The 21,181-nt window shown below is 64.6% G+C and carries 12 protein-coding genes and 1 tRNA gene; 7 read left to right on the top strand and 6 right to left on the bottom strand.

The annotated features are described in order from the left end of the window. The first annotated feature begins 63 nt into the window (after positions 1-63). The gene (locus CHB64_RS11310; protein WP_200815347.1) at positions 64-585 is read left to right on the top strand and encodes a hypothetical protein; all 522 of its coding nucleotides are present in this window, start codon (positions 64-66) and stop codon (positions 583-585) included. Between the two features lie 320 nt (positions 586-905). Here CHB64_RS11310 and CHB64_RS11305 read toward each other — a convergent pair. The 3 genes from CHB64_RS11305 to CHB64_RS11295 form a co-directional block, all read right to left on the bottom strand. Then, positions 906-995: transfer RNA gene (locus CHB64_RS11305), tRNA-Ser, on the bottom strand. Positions 996-1,207: 212 nt separating this feature from the next. Continuing rightward, a complete protein-coding gene (locus CHB64_RS11300; protein ID WP_089412734.1) occupies positions 1,208-2,713 on the bottom strand; it encodes a PepSY-associated TM helix domain-containing protein in 1,506 nt (501 codons plus the stop codon). Positions 2,714-2,725: 12 nt separating this feature from the next. Next, the gene (locus tag CHB64_RS11295) at positions 2,726-3,310 is read right to left on the bottom strand and encodes a hypothetical protein (protein WP_089412733.1); all 585 of its coding nucleotides are present in this window, start codon (positions 3,308-3,310) and stop codon (positions 2,726-2,728) included. Between the two features lie 217 nt (positions 3,311-3,527). Here CHB64_RS11295 and CHB64_RS11290 point away from each other — a divergent pair, with 217 nt between their 5' ends. The 4 genes from CHB64_RS11290 (at position 3,528) to CHB64_RS11275 (ending at position 10,761) form a co-directional block, all read left to right on the top strand. Next, positions 3,528-5,663, top strand: a complete 2,136-nt coding sequence (locus tag CHB64_RS11290) for a TonB-dependent siderophore receptor (protein WP_089412732.1) — start codon at positions 3,528-3,530, stop codon at positions 5,661-5,663. A gap of 228 nt (positions 5,664-5,891) precedes the next feature. Then, positions 5,892-7,292 (top strand): glucuronate isomerase, encoded by a 1,401-nt coding sequence (uxaC, locus tag CHB64_RS11285; protein ID WP_089412731.1) that lies wholly within the window; start codon positions 5,892-5,894, stop codon positions 7,290-7,292. Between the two features lie 50 nt (positions 7,293-7,342). Further along, the gene (locus CHB64_RS11280; protein WP_200815346.1) at positions 7,343-8,821 is read left to right on the top strand and encodes a mannitol dehydrogenase family protein; all 1,479 of its coding nucleotides are present in this window, start codon (positions 7,343-7,345) and stop codon (positions 8,819-8,821) included. Continuing rightward, a complete protein-coding gene (locus tag CHB64_RS11275) occupies positions 8,818-10,761 on the top strand; it encodes a sialate O-acetylesterase (RefSeq protein ID WP_089412729.1) in 1,944 nt (647 codons plus the stop codon). Before CHB64_RS11280 ends, CHB64_RS11275 begins: the two co-directional genes overlap by 4 nt. Before the next feature lie 11 nt (positions 10,762-10,772). Here the strand turns inward: CHB64_RS11275 and CHB64_RS11270 are convergent, their stop codons facing one another. Further along, a complete protein-coding gene (locus CHB64_RS11270) occupies positions 10,773-11,681 on the bottom strand; it encodes an aldose 1-epimerase (protein ID WP_143266009.1) in 909 nt (302 codons plus the stop codon). Between the two features lie 192 nt (positions 11,682-11,873). Between CHB64_RS11270 and CHB64_RS11265 the strand changes: the two genes are divergently transcribed. Then, complete coding sequence (locus CHB64_RS11265; protein ID WP_089412727.1) at positions 11,874-14,837, top strand: glycosyl hydrolase 115 family protein; 2,964 nt, start codon at positions 11,874-11,876, stop codon at positions 14,835-14,837. 49 nt (positions 14,838-14,886) lie between these two features. On the opposite strand, the gene CHB64_RS11260 is transcribed toward CHB64_RS11265, so the two are convergent. Next, positions 14,887-15,933: a cupin-like domain-containing protein gene (locus CHB64_RS11260; protein WP_089412815.1), complete on the bottom strand. Its 1,047-nt coding sequence runs from the start codon at positions 15,931-15,933 to the stop codon at positions 14,887-14,889. A 115-nt stretch (positions 15,934-16,048) separates the two neighbouring features. Beyond that, positions 16,049-19,387: a TonB-dependent receptor gene (locus CHB64_RS11255; protein ID WP_089412726.1), complete on the bottom strand. Its 3,339-nt coding sequence runs from the start codon at positions 19,385-19,387 to the stop codon at positions 16,049-16,051. Between the two features lie 273 nt (positions 19,388-19,660). Here CHB64_RS11255 and CHB64_RS11250 point away from each other — a divergent pair, with 273 nt between their 5' ends. Continuing rightward, on the top strand, positions 19,661-21,178 hold the full coding sequence (locus CHB64_RS11250) for a tryptophan halogenase family protein (RefSeq protein ID WP_089412725.1): 1,518 nt from the start codon (positions 19,661-19,663) through the stop codon (positions 21,176-21,178). Positions 21,179-21,181 lie beyond the last annotated feature (3 nt).

Raw genomic sequence — 21,181 nt, 5'->3', positions numbered from 1 at the left:
GCGTGCCCGGTTCCGTTTCACGAAGTCAGAGCACGATTCCTAGGAAATATTGCGACGCCATCTATGTCGGCCTCGCCGATCGCCGTCGTGAAGAACCTGTGGGGCGGCGAACTTCCCGAGTTCGAAAGCCTCGATGCAGTCAACGAGCTGATCGGCGTGCTCGTAAATGGCCTCTGGAACTCCCTCACGCGTCACCAGAGGCGCAGCGAGCCCTTCCGCCTGGTTCGACCCACGGTGCAGGAAAGCAGGGTCGGGCTCGCAGGATTGGCGCTGATACGCCGGCAGGAACTCGACGGGTTCGTCGAGGGGCTTTTCAACGGCGCGGAAGTCCTCGACCTGCCGCAGAAGGCATCCGCCTCTCTCGACATCCTCGGTGAGATGCGCGCCCTATTCGCTGGCATCCACGAGGTCGCCAGCGATGCCGCCAAGCCTGCGGAGTCATCCGAAATCGCTACGACGATGAAGCACCTGCGGGAAATGACCCGGATCGCGGACACCGAGATCAATCGCGTCGTTCTGGACTGCACACGCGCTCGGCGGCAGCTGATGGGCACGGTGGGCACGGCCAAGCCGACACGCCATTGAGGGTGCGTGGGCTTACCCAGACGCTCGCATCGAAACACAGCACTATGCCCACCACGGGCTGTCTCTCTCGGCCCGGCTGCCGACGAAAGCGCCGGAAACCCATCAGGTGGAGCCATAAGCCAGGCGATTGAGAAAACTGTGCTTTCATTGACCGAACCGGGCCGGACCAGGTTCGCTCGGTTAGAGACGGAGGGCCGTTCAGAGACGGAAATTGAACCCAGCGTCAGTCTCCGAGGTTCGGCTGCCTCGGCTAAACGCCTTTGAAACAAAAAGAAAAAGGCCCCCAACGGGAGCCTCATCTCGGGTTCGCTACAGGATAATGGCGGAGAGGGAGGGATTCGAACCCTCGGTACCCGCAAGGGCACAACGGTTTTCGAGACCGCCCCGTTCGACCACTCCGGCACCTCTCCACGCGGCCGCTTGAGGGCGCGGCCGGGCCCCGTACTCCGCCATGCGAGCGGTCGAACCAACCAGGCTTCGCTGACGAAGCCGGCGGGCGACCGCTTCGGCGCCGCTCCGGGGATTGCGGGCATTAGCACTAGCGCCCGCCGCAGAAAAGCCCCCGAGAGGCGCGAGAGAAATATATAATAATGAGCGCCGACCCGCTTTGGGCGTTGGGACGTCACTCCGCCGGCTGGCGGATCGTCGCTGCGCCGGTTCGCGCGCGTCGCCCCGCCGCGCGCGCCCGGATCTCGGGCGCGACGAAGGCGAGCGCGATGAGCCCGCCGACGAGCGACGTCCAGACGGCGGCGGGCGAAAAGAACGCATCCTGGTGGAGCCCTGCATGGATCGCCAGCGCCAGCGCCAGCGCGGCGGCCGCAAGCGCGCGCAGCCGAGCCGCGACGCGCCGCCGGTCCGGTCGCAGCGCCGCCGCGACGATGAATCCGGCGAGCGCGAGCCAGAAGCCGGCCGGCAGCGCCGACGGCCCGGCGAGGCCGACGACGCTCGCCAGCATGGTGAGCGCGAGCGCGGCGGGGGTTCCCCACACGACCCCCGCCCACATCGCCTCGAGACGCGGCGCAGGGCGCGCCTTTTCCCGTCGCTTCAGGAAATAGATGGTCATGCCGCTCGCTGTGATGAAGGCGAGCGCGGCGCCCAGAACGCCGTAGATAATCTTCACCGGCGCGCCGCCGAACGAGCCGAAATGAACCCGATAGGTGGAGGCGGCGATCTGCTGGCCGAGCGTTCCGTCCGCCATGCCGACCGTACCGACGAAGCCGCCATTGGCGTCGAAATTGTAGTACTCGCCGAAAATCAGCCGCCGATCATGCTCGGCGAGCACCTGCAGATGCTGCCCCCGGGTCATGGGCTCGTGCATGATGACGTAGGTCGGCTTCACGTCCGGTTCGTTCGCCGCCATGTAAGCGAGCGCGTTCGCAATGCCGGCGAGCGGCGCGGGCGCGCCATCCTCGGCCGGCTCTTCGCCGAAGACCGGGGCGAACGCCGCTTCGAGATCGCCGCCATAGTCGAGCGTCGCGAGGGCGTAGCCGACGATCGAGGCGAGCCCGATCCACGCGCCCGTGAGCGCGACCGGAACATGAAAGGGCGCCGTCCACACGCTCAGTCGATTGTGCAGATCGGTTTGCGTCACCCGAGCATTGCCCGCGAAACGGAACGTGAAGGCGTCGCGGAAAATGCGCGGATGCGCGATGAAGCCGGACATCGCGAGCCCCAACAGCATCACGCCGAGAATCCCCACGATGGTGATGCCGAGCGTATGCGGCAGGTGCAAGTAATAGTGCAGATCGAGCACGAACTGCGTCCAGGGATGGGCTTCGGCCCCGACGATGTTTCCCTCCGCATCGGCGAACACGGCCTGCGTGTCGGTCGTCAGCACGACCCGCGGCATGTCGTCCGTAGGCAGTTGAATATAGAAATGCGACGTGCGCCCCGCTTCGGCCGCAAGCACGGTTTTCGCTGCGCGCTCGGCGGCGTCCGGCGAAATCGCGGATATTTCCGGCGCGCCCGGCTGCTCCCACCGCTGCAATTCGTGATTGAACACGGCGATCGCACCGCTCACGCACAGAACGTATATGAGCGCGGCGACGGCGAGGCCGATGGCCGAGTGGCCGGACGCCGCCTTGGCCACGAGCTTCGATGACGATTTCGGCCAGATCGACGCGGTCATCTCACCCTCCCCTCACGCAAGCAAAGCCAGACACGCCGCGCCGAACGCGGCCGCGCCGGCGACGACCGCCGACCTGCGCCTCAGGCTCTCGTCCATGACGACATAGACGGCAAGCCCCGCCCACAGCGCCGGCGCGACGAGAAGCGCCGCTGCGATTCGGTCCGCCTCTCCCATTCCAAACGCCTTCATCAGTCTAAAGAAGAACAGCGTAAGGAGCAATGTCGCGCCGCCGGCGAGCGGGCCCGCCAGAAGAAATACGGCGCCGCTGCGGGCATAGAGCGAAAACGAGGCGCGCCGCTCCGCCGCGCTTGCATTGCTCGTCGCTGCGCGCGCCGGCGCCGGTCGGCGGGCGCCATAGGCCGCGCCGGCGCTGAGCGTCAGCGCCGCACAGGCGGCGACGACGATCGCGGCGACGCCGACCGCCGCGCCGCGGTCGCCGCCGGCGATCCCCCAGGCCGTCAGGGCGGCGAAAAGCAACGCCCAAGCCGCGATCAGCTGAACGGCGTGGGGCTCTCGCCGCCTAGCCCAGCTCCGCCAGAGAAGAAATACGCCAACGGCCGTCGCCGCCGCGCCGATCGCGCCGCCAACCGTTTCCATCGTCGATAGCCGTCCGACTCCCGCCGCCCTTTCAGGGCTCTCTCAACGGCGCGGACCTTATCCGGTCCGAAATGAGAATGCAAATAATTTTCATTTACATCTGCGGGCGCTTCTGGCAGGACCTCTCTCCGGCGATGCGGCCGCGCGGCCGTCGGCGGCGGACGCGCGGCCGCATCGTTCTGATGTTCCAACTCGCGTTTCGGAAGGGGAAAGTTACATGCGCTTCAAGAGCATGGCCTTGGCCGCCGGCGCGCTCGTCGCGACCGGCCACGCCCAGGCGCTGGACGACGCCGTCATGGACGACTTCGGCGATGAGATCGTCGTGACGGGCGAGCTGTCGCGTTACGGCGCGACGAAATCGGCGACGCCGATTCTCGAAACCGCGCGCTCGGTCTCCATCGAGACGGAAGACCAGTTCCGCGAAAAGGGCGCGCTGACGCTCGACGACACGCTGAACTACACCGCCGGCGTCATCGGCGACACGTTCGGATTCTCGACGCGCGGCGACTTTCCGAAGATCCGAGGTTTCGATTCGGCGGAATATCGCGACGGCCAGCAAGTGGTGTTCGGCTACTACAACAATACGCGCTCTGACGTTTACATGCTTGAGCAGGTCGAGGTGCTCAAAGGCCCCGCCTCCGTACTCTACGGCAAGGGCACGCCGGGGGGCATCGTCAACGCGATTTCGAAGCTCGCCGGCCCCGACAGGGACGATGAACTCGTCTTCGATATCGGAACCCATGACCGCTATCAGATCGCGGGCGATCTCAACGCCGCGCTGGGCGGGAATTTCTATGTCCGGCTCGTCGGGCTCTATCGCGACAGCGACACCCAGGTCGATTTCGTCGAGGACGACGCGATCATCGTCATGCCCTCGATCACCTATCAGACGGGCCGCACCAGCCTGACGGCGATGGTGGAGATCGCCGACCGCGACAGCGACACCGCCCATCAGTTTCTGCCGCTGACCGGCACGGCTTGCGTCAGCGAGAACGTTTCCGTGACCCCGGCGTCGTTCTGCGCCAACGCGACCGGCGAGGTCATCGAGGCCTCGACCTATCTCGGCCATCCGGATTTCAACCGCTACGACACCAATTCAACGCTCGTGAGCGTCCTTGGACATCATGCGTTTACGGATCACTTCTCGCTTGAAGGCGTCTTCCGCTACAAAAAAGGCGAGGCCGACTATCGTCAGACATGGATCGATTTTCTGGGCGCAGGCGTCCCGCGCGTCGATGCGAATGGCGACGGCGGACTCACCTGGTACCGCAGCGACGCGGGGTCGGAACAATACGCCATCGACGTTCGCGGCCGGCTGACATTCACGACCGGACCGTTCGAGCACGAAGTGTTCGGCGGCGTCGCCTATCAGGACGTGACGACCGGAAACCGGATCATTTATCTCTCCGATCCCGTCTCGCAGAGCTTCGGCGCGCTCAACATCTATGATCCCGTTTACGGCGCGATCCCGCCGGCCCTTCTCGATGACGGCAACTTCTTCGATCTGGGCGATACGCAAACGGAGGATATCGGCGTTTACCTAAACGACCAGGTCTCCCTCGGCGGGTTCAAGATCAATCTCGGCCTGCGCTATGACGACACCGAGACAGAAAGCGCCGACGGAACGACGCAGAAGGACGACGCCGTCTCCTTCAGCGCCGGCCTACTTTACGCCTTCGATTTCGGCCTGTCGCCCTATGTCAGCTACGCCGAATCCTTCGAGCCGGTGATCGGCCTCGACGGCTTCACCATGAACCCGCTGAAGCCGCAGGAAGGCGAGCAGTGGGAAGTCGGCGTCAAATACCAGCCGCCGGGCACGCGAACCTATATCACGCTCGCCTATTTCGACATCCGTCAGTCGAACCTGCCCAATCCCGCCTCGCTGATCGGCCAGCCCGACAGCCAGCAGGAAGGCGTCGGCAAGGTCAAAGGCTTCGAGGCCGAAGCGCAGACGACTATCGGCGATCTCTATCTCGAAGGCAATTTCAGCATTCTCGATACGGAGAATCCGGACGGCTTTCCGTTCCACTACATCCCGGAAACGCAGAGCTCCGCCTGGGTTCAGTACCAGCCCTCGGCCGGACCGCTGGCGGGCTTCCGCATCGGGGCGGGGCTGCGCTACGCCGGCGAGAACGAAAGTAACGCCGTCGCCTCCGGCGGCGTGGTCAGCGTGGTCACCGACGGCTACGTGCTGGGCGATCTCATGGTCGGCTACGGAACCGATTCGTGGGACCTGACGGTCAACGTCCGCAACATCACGGACGAAGACTATTACGGAACCTGCCTTGCGCGGGGGGACTGCTTCCCCGGCGAAAAGCGCACGATCGTCGGGCGCCTCGCCGTGAGGTTCTGATTCCCGTCCGACAGCCGCCGCCCCGGTCCGCGGGCGCAAGGTTCGACGACTCCCCGTTTTCTCCCGAGCGTGGAACGGCCCGCGTCCTTTTGCGACGCGGGCCGTTCTTTTCGCGCCCGCCTTGCCCGGCGCGCAATGGTAGCCTTAACATAAAGCGCCGCAGGCTTGCCCCGACGCGGGCCGAGCATTCCATTCACGCGAGTCAGCCTGGAGTCTTCGAACCGTCTCATGCTTCATCCCGACCGACTTTTCCCGCCCGATCCGACCGAGCGCGCCGTCGCGCGGCGGCTCTTCCGCCTGGTCGAGTCGCTGCCGATCGTCAGCCCGCACGGACACACCGATCCGGCCTGGTTCGCGAGAAACGAGCCGTTCCCCGATCCGGCGAACCTGCTGATCGTTCCCGACCACTATATTTTCCGGATGCTCTATTCGCAGGGTCTCCCCCTCGAGTCCCTCGGCGTGCGCCCGCTCGACGGGTCGCCTTTCGAAACCGACCCTCGCGAAATCTGGCGTCGCTTCGCTGCTCATTACTACTTGTTCCGGGGAACGCCGACGCGCATCTGGACGGACTGGGTTCTTCATTCCGTATTCGACATATCGGAGCGGTTGAATGAAGAATCCGCCGACCGCATATACGATCGCATGGAGGAGCACCTTGCGCGCGAGGATTTTCGCCCGCGCGCGCTCTTCGAGCGCTTCAACATCGAAACGCTGGCGACCACGGAAAGCCCGCTCGACGATCTTTCCCATCACGAGGCGATCCGGCGGAGCGGATGGCCCGGCCGCGTCATCACCGCCTACCGGCCCGATCCGGTCGTAGACCCCGAGTTCGAAGACTTCGCCGGAAACGTGGCGCGGCTCGGCGCTCTAACGGGACGCGACACGCAGACCTGGCGCGGCTATCTCGCCGCCCATCGCGAACGGCGCGCTTATTTCAAGAGCTTCGGCGCGACGTCCACGGATCATGGCCATCCGACCGCTCGCACGGCGGACCTGTCGCAGGGCGAGGCGGAGGCCCTGTTCCGTAAGATCATGTCGGGCGACTTCAGCGCCGAGGACGCCGAGCTTTTCCGCGCGCAGATGCTGACCGAAATGGCGCGCATGAGTCTCGACGACGGACTGGTAATGCAGATACATCCCGGCTCGTTCCGCAATCACAGCAAGCGGCTGTTCGCCCGGTTCGGACGCGACAAGGGCGCGGACATTCCCATGCGCACGGGATATGTCCGCGAGCTGAAGCCCCTGCTCGACGCTTTCGGCCACGAGCCTGCGCTCACGATCATCGTCTTCACGCTAGACGAGTCGACCTACTCGCGCGAACTCGCGCCGCTCGCCGGCGTCTATCCGGCGCTCAGGCTCGGGCCCGCCTGGTGGTTTTTCGACAGCCCCGAAGGCATGCGGCGCTTCCGCGAGCAGACCGCCGAGACGGCGGGCTTTTACAACACCGTCGGCTTCAACGACGACACGCGCGCCTTCCTGTCAATCCCGGCGCGGCACGACGTGGCGCGGCGGATGGACTGCGCTTTCCTGGCGCGTCTCGTCGCCGACCGCAGGCTTGACGAAGACGAAGCCGCGGAAGTCGCCGTCGACCTCGCCTACAACCTCGTCAAGAAGGCGTACAGGCTTTGACGCAGGATCCGAAAACGCTTCCGCGCCTTTGCGAAAGAACGGCGGCGCAGTTGCGCGGGGGCGTCGTCCGGCCGGCCCTCGACCGCCGAAAGCTCGGCGCCGGTCAGGTCCATCTCGGCGTCGGCGCTTTTTTCAAGGCGCATCTTGCCCCCTATACGCAACAGGCGATCGAGCGCGCCGGCGGCGGCTGGGGCGTCATCGGGGTCAGCCTGCGCCGCCCGGACGCGCGCGACGAGCTCGCCCCGCAGGATCATCTCTTCACCGTCACGGAAACGGACGCGGCGGGACCCCGCACGACTCTGATCGGCGTCCTGAAGGACATGCTCGTCGCGCCTGAAAACCCCGGCGCCGTGGTCGACGCGCTCGCCGATCCCGCCGTCAAGATCGTGACCCTGACGATCACCGAAAAGGGCTACTGCCTCGATCCGGCTTCCGGCGCGCTCGATGAGAACCATCCCGACATCCGCCGCGATCTCGCCCATCCCGAAGCGCCGCGCACCGCGGCGGGGCTCATCGCGGCCGCGCTGAAAAAGCGCCTCGCCGCGCGCGCGCCGCTCGCCGTGCTGAGTTGCGACAATCTCTCGTCCAACGGCGCGCGGCTGCGTGCGAGCGTGCGCCGCTTCGCCGAGCTTTGGGATCCGGCCCTGGCCCGCGCCGTCGACGACATCACCGCCTTTCCCAACACGATGGTGGATCGCATCACGCCCGCGACGACTCCGGCGGACCTCGACAAGATCGCGGAACGGATCGGCCTGCGCGACGAAGCGGCGGTCGTCGCCGAGCCCTTCACGCAATGGGTGATCGAGGACCGATTCATGGCCGCCCGCCCCGCCTGGGAGGAGGCCGGCGCATTGATCGTCGACGACGTCGCGCCTTATGAGCTTGCGAAGCTGCGCCTTCTCAACGGCGCCCACTCGACGATCGCCTATCTCGGACAGCTCGCCGGCTACGATCATGTCGCCGACGTGATGGCGGAGCCGGCGTTCGCATCCTTCATCGCCGCGATGCAAACCGAAGAGATCGCGCCGACGCTGAGGCCGGTCGAGGGCCTCGCATATGAGACCTATATCGACGCGCTTCTCGAGCGGTTCCGCAATCCGGCGCTGCGCCACCGCACGGCGCAGATCGCCATGGACGGCTCGCAGAAGCTGCCTCCGCGGCTTCTGGAAACGGCGCGCGCGCAGCTCGAACGCGGCGGGCCCATCGAACGGATCGCCCTCGCGATCGCGGCCTGGATCGAATGCCTGCGCGGCGTCGACCGGCGCGGCGCGCCCATCGAGATAAACGATCCGCTTGCGGACAGGCTGATGCGCCTGAGCGCCGAAGCGGGGGACGATCCTGAGGAAAGGGCCGCCGCCTTTCTTCGGTTCAGGGAAGTTTTCGGCGCCGACCTCGCCGATTCCGGGCGCTTTCGCGCCGCCCTCGCAAGGGGCCTCGCGGCGTTGCGCGCGGACGGCGTCATCGCCGCGGTCAAGCGGATCAACGCCGGTTCGCCGGCGCAAGATTCAACGGGAGGCGTTACGGCATGAGAGTTTCGTCATTCGCAGCCGCGCTGTCGGCGCTCTGGCTCGTCGCAGGTCCCGCAGCGGCGGCGATATCCTTCGACGCGGCCTTTTCCGATCATATGGTGCTGCAGCAGGGCGCGCCGATCGCCGTCAGCGGGACGGCTGAGCCCGGCGCGCAGGTCTCAGTCGCGATCGGCGGGCGGACCGAAACGGCGCGGGCCGACGAAGCCGGCGCCTGGCGCGTCGTTTTTCCGCCCATGCAGGCGGGCGGGCCTTATGAGATCAGCGCGCGCGGCGCGGACGGCGACCGGCGCGTTCTTTCCGACGTGCTCGTCGGCGACGTTTTTCTGTGCTCGGGCCAGTCGAACATGGCCTGGCCGGTCTCGCGGGCGCTCAATCCGGAAGCGGCGCTCGCAGCCTCGGCGAAGGACTCGATCCGCTTGCTCAAAATCGAGCGCGCTAGCGCCGTGACGCCGGCGAAGACGCTCGCAGGCGCGCCGCAATGGCGCGTCTCAGGCCCGGAAAGCGCCGCGGACTTCTCCGCACTGTGCTTCTTCTTCGGAAAGCGGCTGTCCGAACGGTACGGGGCGCCCATCGGTCTCATCGACTCATCCTGGGGCGGATCAAGGATCGAGGCCTGGATAAGCGCCGAGCGCCTCGCCGCCCTGCCGCGCCTGCGCCCTTTCCTTGAGCTTCTCGCGCTTTACGCGGACGATCCGCGCAAGGCGGGCGAAGGGTTCGCGGCGCTGTGGACGGCGTGGTGGAATAAGGTCTTTCCGGACGCGCCCCTGCCATGGACGACGGACGAGGCCGCTGGCTGGCCGGCCGCCCCGGATGCGAAATCGAGCTGGAAGGACTGGGGCGCGCCCGAGCTCGCCGATCATGACGGCATGGTCTGGTTCGCCAAGACATTCGTCTTGAGCGAAGCGCAGGCCGCGCAGGACGCCGTTCTGTTCCTCGGGGGCGTCGACGAAGTCGACATGACCTGGCTGAACGGCGCATTCATCGGGGGCATGTTCGGATGGGGCGACGAGCGCCGCTACGAGGTTCCCGCCGAAGCCCTGCGAGCAGGCGAGAACGAATTGTTTGTGAACGTCTACAGCTCCTGGGCCGGAGCCGGCATGTACGGGCCCGACGAAAAAATGAGGCTCGTCTTTCCCGACGGCTCCTCGATTCCGCTCGCCGAAGGCTGGCGTTACCGCAAGGTCTCCGCCGCCGCCGCGGGCGCGCCGCCGCAGGCGCCGTGGCAGTCGATCAACGGCCTTTCCGGCCTATACAACGCCATGATCGCGCCCCTCGGCGAGATGAGGCTCAAAGGCGTCCTCTGGTATCAGGGGGAATCGAACACGGGCGAGCCGGAAACATACGAAACGCTTCTTAGGCTGATGATAAACGACTGGCGGGCGCAGTTCGGAGCCGACCTGCCGTTCCTCGTCGTCCAGCTTCCCGCCTTCGGCGCGGCGCCGAGCGAGCCCGCCGAGTCCGGCTGGGCCGGCCTTCGCGACGCGCAGCGGCGCGCCGTCGCCGACGATCCGCTGGCGGATCTCGTGGTCGCCATCGACCTCGGCGATCCGCACGAGCTGCATCCTCCCAACAAACAGGCGGTCGCCGAGCGCGCCGTCCGCCGCGCCCGGCGGCTGATCTACGGCGAGGACTCCGTGCGGCCGGCCCCCGCGCCCCTCCGCGCCGAGCGCAAAGGCGACGCGGTGACGGTCTTCTTCGCCAACGCCGGCGATACGCAGATCGTTAGCGCGCGCGAGCCGATCGCCTTCGAGCTTTGCGAAGCGGCGCCGGGCGCGTGCCGCTTCGTCGCCGCGCGGCTTGACGGCGACAGGATCGTCCTGAAGGTTCCGCGCGGCCTGAAGCCGGCGCGCGTCCGCTACTGCTGGGGCGACGCGCCGATCTGCAACTGGCGCGACGCGCACGCAACGCCGGTCACGCCGTTCGAGCTCGCCATCGAGTAGGAGGTTTGCGGTCACGCGGCCGCGTTTCCCGCATCAAAAGCGCGCAGCGTCATGGAAACCGTCCATGATTCGCCCGGCTGAAGAACGCGCAGGCCCGTGTCATTGCGGCGGGCGGCCCAGTTGAGCGCGTCGTTCATATGGCTGACGGGCTCGAAGCAGAAACATCCTTGCGCCTGGGATACATACAGCACCGCGAAAGCGAGATCGGGGCTCGCGCTTATCTCGACGCCGAACGGGCGGTCGCGCCAAAGGATGCGCGCCGGCCCCTTCCAGCCCGTGAAGCAATTATCGATGGACGCTCCCGCCAGCGGCCGGCCCCTGCTGAAGTCCGACGACGGGGAAAGCGGCTTCCATGCGACCGGAAGGGCCGACTCGTCGGCCTCCCACAGGCCGGCCGCCTCGAAGGACAATCGCGCCGCATGCGGATCGGAAAAATACGGGTGAAAGCCCATGCCTGCCGGCGCGGCGCGATCAGCCATGTTTTTCAGGGTCAACCCGATCGTCAGCGCCGGCCCGTCGACGCCGATCGTCTGGCGAAGGCTGAACGGCCACGGCCAGCCCGCCCCCGCTGCATGCTCGAACGCCAGCGATAGGGAATCGCGGGCCCTGGCGACGAGCGACCAGCCGCCCAGCCAGGCCGTTCCGTGCAGGGGGTGCGGGTGGCCGCGCACGTTCGGTTTGATGACGTAGCGTTCGCCCTCGAACACGAAGGAGCCGTCAGCGATGCGGTTGGAATAGGGCGCGAGCGGAAAATGGCCGACGCCGAAAGGATCGGCCCCGCCTTGCGCGGCGGTCCGGCGCAGAATCTCGCCGCCCCGGTAGTCGCAGGAAAGGACGGCGCCCCTTCTCGGCGCGACGGCGACCGTCCAGCCCTCGCTGGCGATGGTCGCGCATTCGATGGTCTCAGCGGCGGCGCTCAAAACTGCATCCCCGATCTGCGGACGGGCGCTGACGGCGCCGCTGCCGGAGCTGATAGCGACGGCTCGCCGGATCAAAAACCAAACGTCTTCCCATCCCCCGCAAGAAATGTTTACGGTAACATAACGGGCGCATCGCGCAAACCCTCCGCGGCGCCTGCGCAGGGTCGCACATGGACAGGCATTTGATTCAAAATGGCTTTCTTAACAGCTCCCCGCCCAGCAACCGCGCTCCGCGCCGCCGTCGCCGCGCACGGCCGGCCCAATCTGGATAACGCTATCATCGGAGCTTTCGTCCTTGCCCTGGCGGCCGCCGTCCTCGTCTGCTCGCCGACGCCGGCGGCCGCCGGGACCGCGCCCGGCGCGATCGCCGCCGAGCCGGTTGCGAACGGCTTCGCCCTTATCCGAAACGGCCGGCCCGCCCCCATCGTCGTTGATGATGAGGATGACGCGGGCGTCCTCATCGCGGCTCGCAATCTCAGAAAGGATCTGGCCGCCGTCGGCGGCAGGACCGGCGTGCTCGTCCTCTCGGGCGCGGCGCCGACCGGCGAGCGCATCGTCGTCGTCGGCACGCTGGGACGCTCGCGCCTCATTGACGATCTCGTCGCGCGCAGCCGGCTCGACCCTTCGTCGATCGCAGGCGCATGGGAAGCCTTCGCCCAGATCGTCGTCGAGGCGCCCTGGCCCGGCGTGAAGCAGGCGCTCGTCATTGCCGGCGCGGACCGGCGGGGCACGATTTTCGGCGTCTACGATCTCGCCCGGCGGGCCGGGATCTCGCCCTGGACCTGGTGGGCCGACGTTCCGGTCAAACGAGCGCGAAACCTCCATGTCGCGCCCGGCCTGCGGGCGGAAAGGCCCGCGGTGCGCTATCGCGGCATTTTCCTCAACGACGAGGAGCCCGCCCTGGGCGGCTGGGCGAGAGAAACTTTCGGCGGGTTCAATCACGCATTCTATGAAAAGGTCTTTGAGCTGATTTTGCGCCTGAAGGGCAACTACCTCTGGCCGGCCATGTGGGGAAAGGCGTTCTATGACGATGACCCGATGAACGCCGTTCTCGCCGACAGAATGGGGATCGTCATCGGAACCTCTCATCACGAACCGATGGGCCGGGCGCATGCGGAATGGGCGCGATATGGCGAAGGCCCGTGGGATTACGCGAAGAACGCCGAGGTTCTGCGCGAATTCTGGCGCGAGGGCGTCGAGCGCCTGGCCGGCCGCGAAGCCATCGTCACCATCGGCATGCGCGGCGACGGCGACGAGCCGATGAGCGAGGAGACGGCGATCGGTCTTCTTGAACGGATCGTCGCCGACCAGCGCCGAATCATCGAGGAAGCGACCGGCGCGCCCGCCGCGCAGACGCCGCAGGTCTGGGCGCTCTACAAGGAAGTGCAGGACTACTACGATCAGGGAATGGAGGTCCCCGACGACGTCACGCTGCTCTTCGCGGACGACAACTGGGGCAATATCCGCCGCCTGCCCGCGCCTGGCGCGACGCGCGCCGGCGGATATGGCGTGTACTATCATTTCGATTACGTAGGCGGGCCGCGCAGTTATAAATGGCTGAGCACGAATCAGATCGAACGCGTCTGGGAGCAGATGAATCTCGCGTGGGAATACGGCGCGCGCGAGCTGTGGATCGTCAATGTCGGCGACCTGAAGCCGATGGAGTTTCCCACGTCGTTTTTCCTGGACTATGCTTGGAGTCCGGAAAAATGGCCGCTGGCGCGGCTCGCCGACTATCCGAAAGCCTGGGCCGCCGCCCAGTTCGGCGACGCGCACGCCGCCGAGATCGCGGACCTGCTCACGACCCACGCGAAATACAACGCCCGCCGGAAGCCGGAGCTGTTAAGCCCGGAGACCTACAGCCTCGTGAATTACGCCGAGGCCGATCGCATCGTCGCCGACTATGAGGCCCTCGCGGCGCGGGCGGACGCATTGCGGCAGAAGCTGCCCGAGCGATATGACGACGCCTATGTGCAGCTCGTCTGGTTTCCCATTCACGCCAGCGCGAATCTCAACGCCCTCTATGTCGCCGCCGCGAAGAACCATTTGTGTGCGGATCAGGGGCGAAGCTGCGCGAGCGAATGGGCGACGAAAACGCAGGCGCTGTTCGAACGGGACGCCGAGCTGACGCGCATCTATCACGAGGACGTCGCCGGCGGAAAATGGCGCCATATGATGTCCCAGACCCATATCGGCTACACATACTGGCAGCAGCCGGACCACAACACGATGCCGGCCGTAAGGCGCGTCAGCGGACCGATCGGGCCGGCCTTCAGCGTCGCGTTCGACCGGCGTCGGCAGGCGCTCGCGCCGGGCGGCAAGGCGTTCGACGCGCCGCTCATATTTGATCGCAACAGCCCCGCCGCGCCGCCCGTCGCAACGGTTTACAGCCGGATCGACGGCGAAATTCGCTTTGAGGTCGACGCGCCCGCGTGGCTGCGCGTCGAGCCGCGCGCGGGAGTCCTTGACGGCGAGCAGGACGTCAGGCTCGCCGTCGACTGGACGGCCGCGCCCGAAGGCGACGCGCCGGCCGTCGTCGCGATCACGGCGAAGCCGGCGAGCGGCGGACCGCGCGAGCGGGTCGAATTTCCCGTTCTCGCGCGCAACAGAACGCCCGACGCGCCGGCAGGCGCCTTCATCGAAGCGGACGGTTATGTCTCCTTCGAAGCGGCCCACTACGCGCGCGCCATCGACGGCGACGGCGTGAAATGGAAAACGATCCCCAATCTCGGCCGGACGGGCGACGGCGTGAGCGCCTTTCCTCGCGCCGGCGGCGCCGTCGCGCTCGCCGAAGACAGCCCGCGCCTCGAGTTCGACTTTTACGCCTTCACGGCCGGCGAAGTGGCGGTCGACGTCGTCCTCGCCCCGACGCTCGACTTCAAGGCGGCGGGCGGGCTGCGTTACGCCGTGTCCATCGACGACCAAACGCCCGTGATCGTCAACGTCCATGAAGACGGCTCCGAACAGGCCTGGAGCCGGTCCGTGGCCGACAACGCCCATCTGCGCGCGAGCCGGCATGTGATTTCCTCGCCCGGGGCGCATACGCTCAAGCTCTGGCTGATCGACCCGGCGCTCGTCTTTCAGAAGGTCACGATCCATACGGAAGGCGCCGCGCCGAGCTATCTCGGCCCGCCGGAGAGCCTGCGCGTTCCTTGAAAGCGGCGGCGAGCGGCGCGAAGCGTCATGCGAGCGAAATCCCGCGCGCTCAACCGGCGCGGCTCGGACGTGCCAGCCCCGCCTCACGCGCCAAAGCATGCGCCAGCATCTTGCGCATGCGTTCGATCCGCCTGGGATCGCGATCGCCAAGCGCGCCGCGCGCGTCAGGAGGCAAATGTTCGACAGGCTCGCCATTGCGCTTGAACACATAATGGTCGAACACCATGCGCCAGATCTCGCGATAGCGCGGCGGCATGTCGCGCAATGCGATAAGACCATGAAGAAGACAGTCGAAAGGCGAGCCGAGATCCGGCGCCGACTCGCTCCACCAATAATTTACGAGCACGTTGAACCATTCAAGCGACTCGACGTGATGCCACCAGAAATAAGGGATGTAGATCGCATCGCCAGGTTCGAGTTCAGCAGTCTGCGCCCGGCACATGGCTTCGACGAATCTAGGATATTTTTCCATGTCCGGCGCATCGAGGCGCACCATGCTCACCGGCGGGCCGGCCAGCGTCAGCTCGAACGGGCCGGGGTAAAGATTGGGAAGCTGATCAGGCGGAAAGAGCGTGAAACGGCGCCGGCCCGCTACGACGACGGCGATGTTTTCGGAGAGATCAAAATGCGTCTGAACCGTCAACCGGTTGCCGATCCAGATGCGGGGCTCGGCCGAGGGGGGAGCGAATTCCAGCCTGTTTTCATCTTCAAATCCCGGTAGATACTCAGAAATCGGAACCGATTGAATATAACAGGCGGGCGGCGCATCAACCGTTCGGATTGCGAGAAGGTGTCTGAGCGTTGCGGCGATCGGGATCGGCCGGCGTGCGAAATTCAGCGCTTTTAGGTCTTCCGTATAGAAAAATCGTCCCTTGATCCCCGGATCGCCGATAATCGTTTCCGCCGGCTTTTTCGAATCGAAGCGAAGCGCGTACTCGACCAGCGCCGCCTCTCCACGCCGCGCCTGCTCGACAGCCGGCCAATGGGCGGCGAGCCCCTTCAAGACGACTGGCTGCCCGGCAGGGACGATTTCTGCGTGGAATTCTTGCGGCGCCAGTACTTCGATCACGCTGATCTGGCGAGGTTTCACTTCCATGATCCCAGCATAACAGGGCGGATCTGCGGTCGCCATCGCCATGCCCGTGAGAACACGGACGCGCCGCAGCCCGGAAGCTGCGGCGCGTTTCCTGAGAGAGGAGCGCCGGCGTCGGCTAGAAACTGAACCGCGCCGACAGCGTTACGCGTCGGTCGTTCTCGAAGAAGGAGCGCGCGCCGCGTCGACCGTCCGAATCCGGGATAAAGGATTCGGTTTCGGTGATTTCGTTCAGGATATTCGCCGCCTGCACCCCGATCTTCACATTGTCGTTGATCGTATAGAAGAACGACCCGTCGAGCTGCCCGGTCGAATTTTGGAAGATCGGATAGAACGGCGTAATAACGTCGCGCGCCGTCACCAGATAATCGCTCCGCCAGTTATAAGACAGACGCGTCGAGATCGGTCCTTTTTCGTAGATCACCGAAGCGTTGATGTTGTGCTTCGAAAGTCCTTCCAGCGGGAAATCGGACAGATCGATCAAAGGGTCATTGCCCGCCGGCGTCGACGAAGTTGGATTGACGCCCGCCGAGGGAACCCCCTTGTTGTCGATGAAGGTGTACGTGAACTGCGTCCCGATCCCGCTCAGCACGCCGGGCAGGAAGTCGTAGAACTGCTGATGGGCGATCTCGAACCCTCGGATCGTCGCCGTTTCCGGCGAGTTTGTCGGCTGTCGAGTATAGACGTTGTCGACCGTGACCCCGTTATTGGAAAAGGTCACGTCGCCTGCCCCTTGAATGATGATGTCGCTGATCAGCTTGTAAAAGGCGCTGATCGTCAGCGAGCCGACATCGGCGAAGTACCATTCATATGACAGGTCGAAATTGTGCGACTTGATCGGATCCAGGAACGGATTGCCGCCGCTCGCAGTGAAGCCGAAAAAGCCTGAACCGCCCGGCGTCGGATCAGGGCCAGGCGTTCTCGGATCGTCCTGCGTCAGCGGATCGATCGTAAAGGACGTCCTCAGCAAACCGACATCTGGCCGTGCGATTGACTTCGAGTAAGCGAAGCGGATCAGGCGGCCTTCGCCCAACTCCAGCCGCGCATTGAAGCTCGGCAGCCAGACGTCATACTTGTGATCGACATCGCGGACTTCGAAGCTATTGTTGGCAAACTGAATAAGATCAGCCTGCTCTTGAGCCGGCAAGTCGCAAAAGCCTGGCGCCGTATAGCCGGGTTGCGGCACGCCCGGTCCCGGCCCCATGTCGTCGACGATAGGCGTCGCACAGCGATTGTCGCCGCCGGGAAAATCCGGATTGTCGGGGTCTGAAATCGGCGGCAGACCGGTATTGATCGGGAAATCGGCGGAGGCGTCGGGAAACTGGAACGCGCCTGTAGACGTCACATTCGTTCTGACATAGCGCACGCCGAAATTCCCGTTGAGTCCCCAACCGGAATTCAGGAAGTCATCAATCTCATAATCGAACTTGACGTATCCGGCCCAATTTTCCTCGACCACGTCGGCGATTTCGCCGGGGAGATAGGGAGTGCCTGCGACGAGCCCTTCGCGCTCGGACAGCCGCCGCCATCCGCCCGACCCTCCCGCAGGCGCGCCTCCGCTTAGCCACGCCGAGACGACGCTGTCTGCAAAATCGGCGGTCGCATCGTAATTTTTCGCGGGATTGAGCGCGAAATAGGGGAAAGGCGGCGGTTGTATCGTGTCGCCCCGATGGAAATCCTCCCAGTCGAAATTAGCGACCATTCCTTCAGGAACGCCGACTTCGTCGAACCACACCGGTCCGCCATTCCCCCAGATTTCGCTCAGCGCGCCCCAATTGTAGGTCGAGAAGCGAGTGGTCTGGTCGCGTTCCGAATAGCGCCCGCCGATGCGAACCGCCTGCAACCAGCCGGCGTCGCCGTCAAAGTCGTACTCGGCGTCGGCGCGAAAAGCGTTTTCTGTGCCCTCGCTGTCCTCGAAATGATCCATGGCGGCACGCCAGAAAGAATTGAAGGGATCGGCGAAGCTGTCATGGGGCGGATCGAAATACACAGGACACGAAGCGACGCCTTCCTCCGGGGGGACGGCCCCGCTGGTGATCGGAGCGCAATCGACGTCTGATGGTTGGCCGCCGCCGTTCCCCGGAATTTCATTTGGTGGCAGGAAGGTAATATTCGGGATGCTCGTGCGCATGTCGAGCGCGACATCCTGGAATGTCGATCCCCATAGTCCGAAGTCGACATTGTCGACGGTCGACTTGACCCGCTGGAAGTCGAAGTTGAATCTCAATCGATCCGACGCCGCCCACTTCAGATTGAAGGAGAGGTCCTGGGTCATGTACTCCTGCTCGACCCCTCGGAAGATATTGTTGGACTGCAGTCCGTAAATCGGCGTGCGGCGCCCGCCTTCGTCGACGCGCGCGCCCTGGTCGGCTTTCCACCCCGTCGGCGCGGAAAGAACGCCATGAGTCAGCAGATCATCCGCACCAAAACCGAATTCCGTGCCGGGAACGAAGAAAAACGCGGTATCGCCGACATTGTCCGTAGCGATTTCGGAAACGTGCTCGTTCCACGACGTCGTCGCCTCCGAGCGCAGGAACTCGAACGTCGCCAGGATAGTTTTGTCCGGATTTTGCCATTGAGCAGAGCCGCCGTAACCCAACCGCTCGCGATCATAATCCTGAGTGCGCACGACCGCGCCTTCCGGAACCCACACGCGCTGAGGCGCCAGATCATCCCGCGGCTGGAAGCTGGATATCTGCGTGCCGTCGGAGCGCGTTTCAAGCTCCGAATAGACGGCGTTCACGAGAACGCCGAACTCGCCGACGCCGGTTTCCCACCGATTTGACAGAAGCCCGGAGAAGGTTGGCGCGCCCTGATCGCGAAAATCGGAATAGTTGTATTCCGCCGAGCCGGCGATGAGATGTCCGGGCTGATCGAAGGGCTTGCGCGTGACAAGATTGATCGACCCCGCGATGCCGCCTTCAATTAGGTCGGCCGTTTGGTTCTTGAACACCTGGACGGAGGCCAGCAGCTCGGGCGGCACGTCGGAGAAGCTCAGCGCCCGGCCGTTGTTTGCGCTGAAAGTGTCGCGCCCGTTCAGTTCAGAGCGAACATAGGTCAGACCGCGGACGACGACGCCCTGCCCTTCGATAGAGAAGTGATCCGGATCGTCCGCCGCCGCGAAGCGGCTGATCGCGATGCCGGGCACGCGTTGCAAAGCCTCAGTGACGGAACGGTCCGGCAGCGCGCCGATATCCTCCGCGGTCACCGCATCGACAAACGTGTCCGCGTTTTGCTTTATGCTTTGCGCGTTCTGAAGCGACCGCCTGATGCCCCTGACGACGATTTCATCTTGGCCGTCTTCATTTTGCAGCGCAACACCCGCAGTCTCATCAATCTCTTCTTGCGCCCAAACGGGCTGCGCAGCCGCCAAAGCCATGGCCGAGGCGCCGCAAAAGAAAAGCGCGCGGTTATGCGGCGCGCGCGTTCTCGAACTATTTTTCGCCTTGAGTTTCAACACCTTCGCCTCCCTATCGCCCCGCCGGATGGTCCCGAGCGCGCCTGGCCAAGCGGTTCGCCCGCATGGATTCGTATTGATGACGGGGATGTGAACACAGAATGTTTGCGCTATCAATATCTTTTGTAGCGCTCACAACACTTGGGCCGCAGGTATGGCAAAAATCCAACACCCCGTTTCGACGCGCCTCGCTATCGTCGAACGCTGCAAGTTCATGGCGCGCAACGGGCTGCCCGAGAACAGCCAAACGCGTCGCATCCGGATCGCACGGTAATGAGCCAGAGCGCTTTGATAAAACGCATTTTGATCGTCGGCGGCGGAACCGCAGGATGGATGACGGCGGCTGCGATGGGAAAGCTTCTCGCGCCGCTCAAGATCGACGTGACGCTCTTGGAGTCAGACCAAATCGGCACGGTCGGCGTCGGCGAAGCGACGCTGCCCCATATCCGATTTTTCAATCGTCGGCTCGGGATCGACGAGGCCGACTTCATGGCCCAGACAGCCGCAACGTTCAAACTCGGCATCGAGTTTCGCGATTGGGCGCGTAAGGGCGACGCCTACATCCATCCTTTCGGCGACTATGGCCGCGACATCAAGGGAGTTCCCTTCCACCACTACTGGTTGAGGCTGCGCCAACGGGGGCGCGCATGGCGCATTGGCGAATTCTCCGCGCCAGTCATGATTTCCGAGTTTGGACGCTTCGCCATGCCGGTCGAAGACGAGCGCTCCGTCATGTCGTCTTTCTCATATGCGTACCAGTTCGACGCAGGCCTTTATGCGAAATACTTGCGACGCTTCGCCGAAGCGTGCGGCGTGCGCCGTATCGAGGGAAAAATCACCACCGTAATACAGCGTGGAGAGGATGGATTCATCGAAGCGGTCAAAACCGAGGACGGAAGGCGAGTCGAGGCCGATCTGTTCGTTGACTGCTCCGGTTTTCGCGGCCTCCTGATCGAGCAGACGCTGAAAGCCGGCTTCGAGGACTGGTCGGCAGTCCTGCCCTGCGACCGGGCGGTCGCCGTTCCATGCGAAAACGCGGCGCCGTCTCTGCCCTATACGCGCGCGACGGCGCGCGGCGCCGGCTGGCAATGGCGAATCCCGCTTCAGCACCGCGTCGGCAATGGCTATGTCTATTGCAGCGAGCACGTCAGCGACGACGAGGCGGCGCAAACGTTGATGGCCAGCCTCGAGGGAAGACCGCGGGCGGAACCAAATTTTCTGCGCTTCCGCGCCGGCAAGCGGCGCAGACAATGGGTGAAGAATTGCGTTTCGATCGGCCTTTCAAGCGGCTTTCTCGAACCGCTGGAATCGACCAGCATTTATTTGATCCAGGCGAGCGTCACGAAGCTGCTTGAACTCTTCCCGGATCGCGATTTTCGCGCCTGCGATATCGACGAATTCAACCGAGCGATGGATCTCGAGTATGAGCGAATCCGTGATTTTCTCATCCTGCATTACCATGCCACCGAGCGCGACGACACGCCATTCTGGGATTACGTACGTACAATGAAAATCCCGGACTCGCTCGCCTATAAAATGACATTGTTTCGCAAGCGCGGGGTGGTCGTAAAATACAAAGACGGCCTTTTTCTGCACCCGAGCTGGATCGCAGTGTATCTGGGGCAGCGGGTCATGCCTGACATGTACGATCCCCGCGCCGAATTCATCGCCGAAGACGAACTCGAAAAGACTTTGTCGGCCATGAGAAACCTGATCAGGAAAACGGCGGAGTCCCTTCCCGACCATAGCGATTTCATTCGGCGCTACTGTCCTGCGCCTGGAACCGTCTGAGAC

It is taken from the genome of Amphiplicatus metriothermophilus (assembly GCF_900199215.1).
GTDB classification, from domain to species: Bacteria; Pseudomonadota; Alphaproteobacteria; order Caulobacterales; family Parvularculaceae; genus Amphiplicatus; species Amphiplicatus metriothermophilus.
This window is presented reverse-complemented; position numbering and strand designations above follow the sequence as displayed.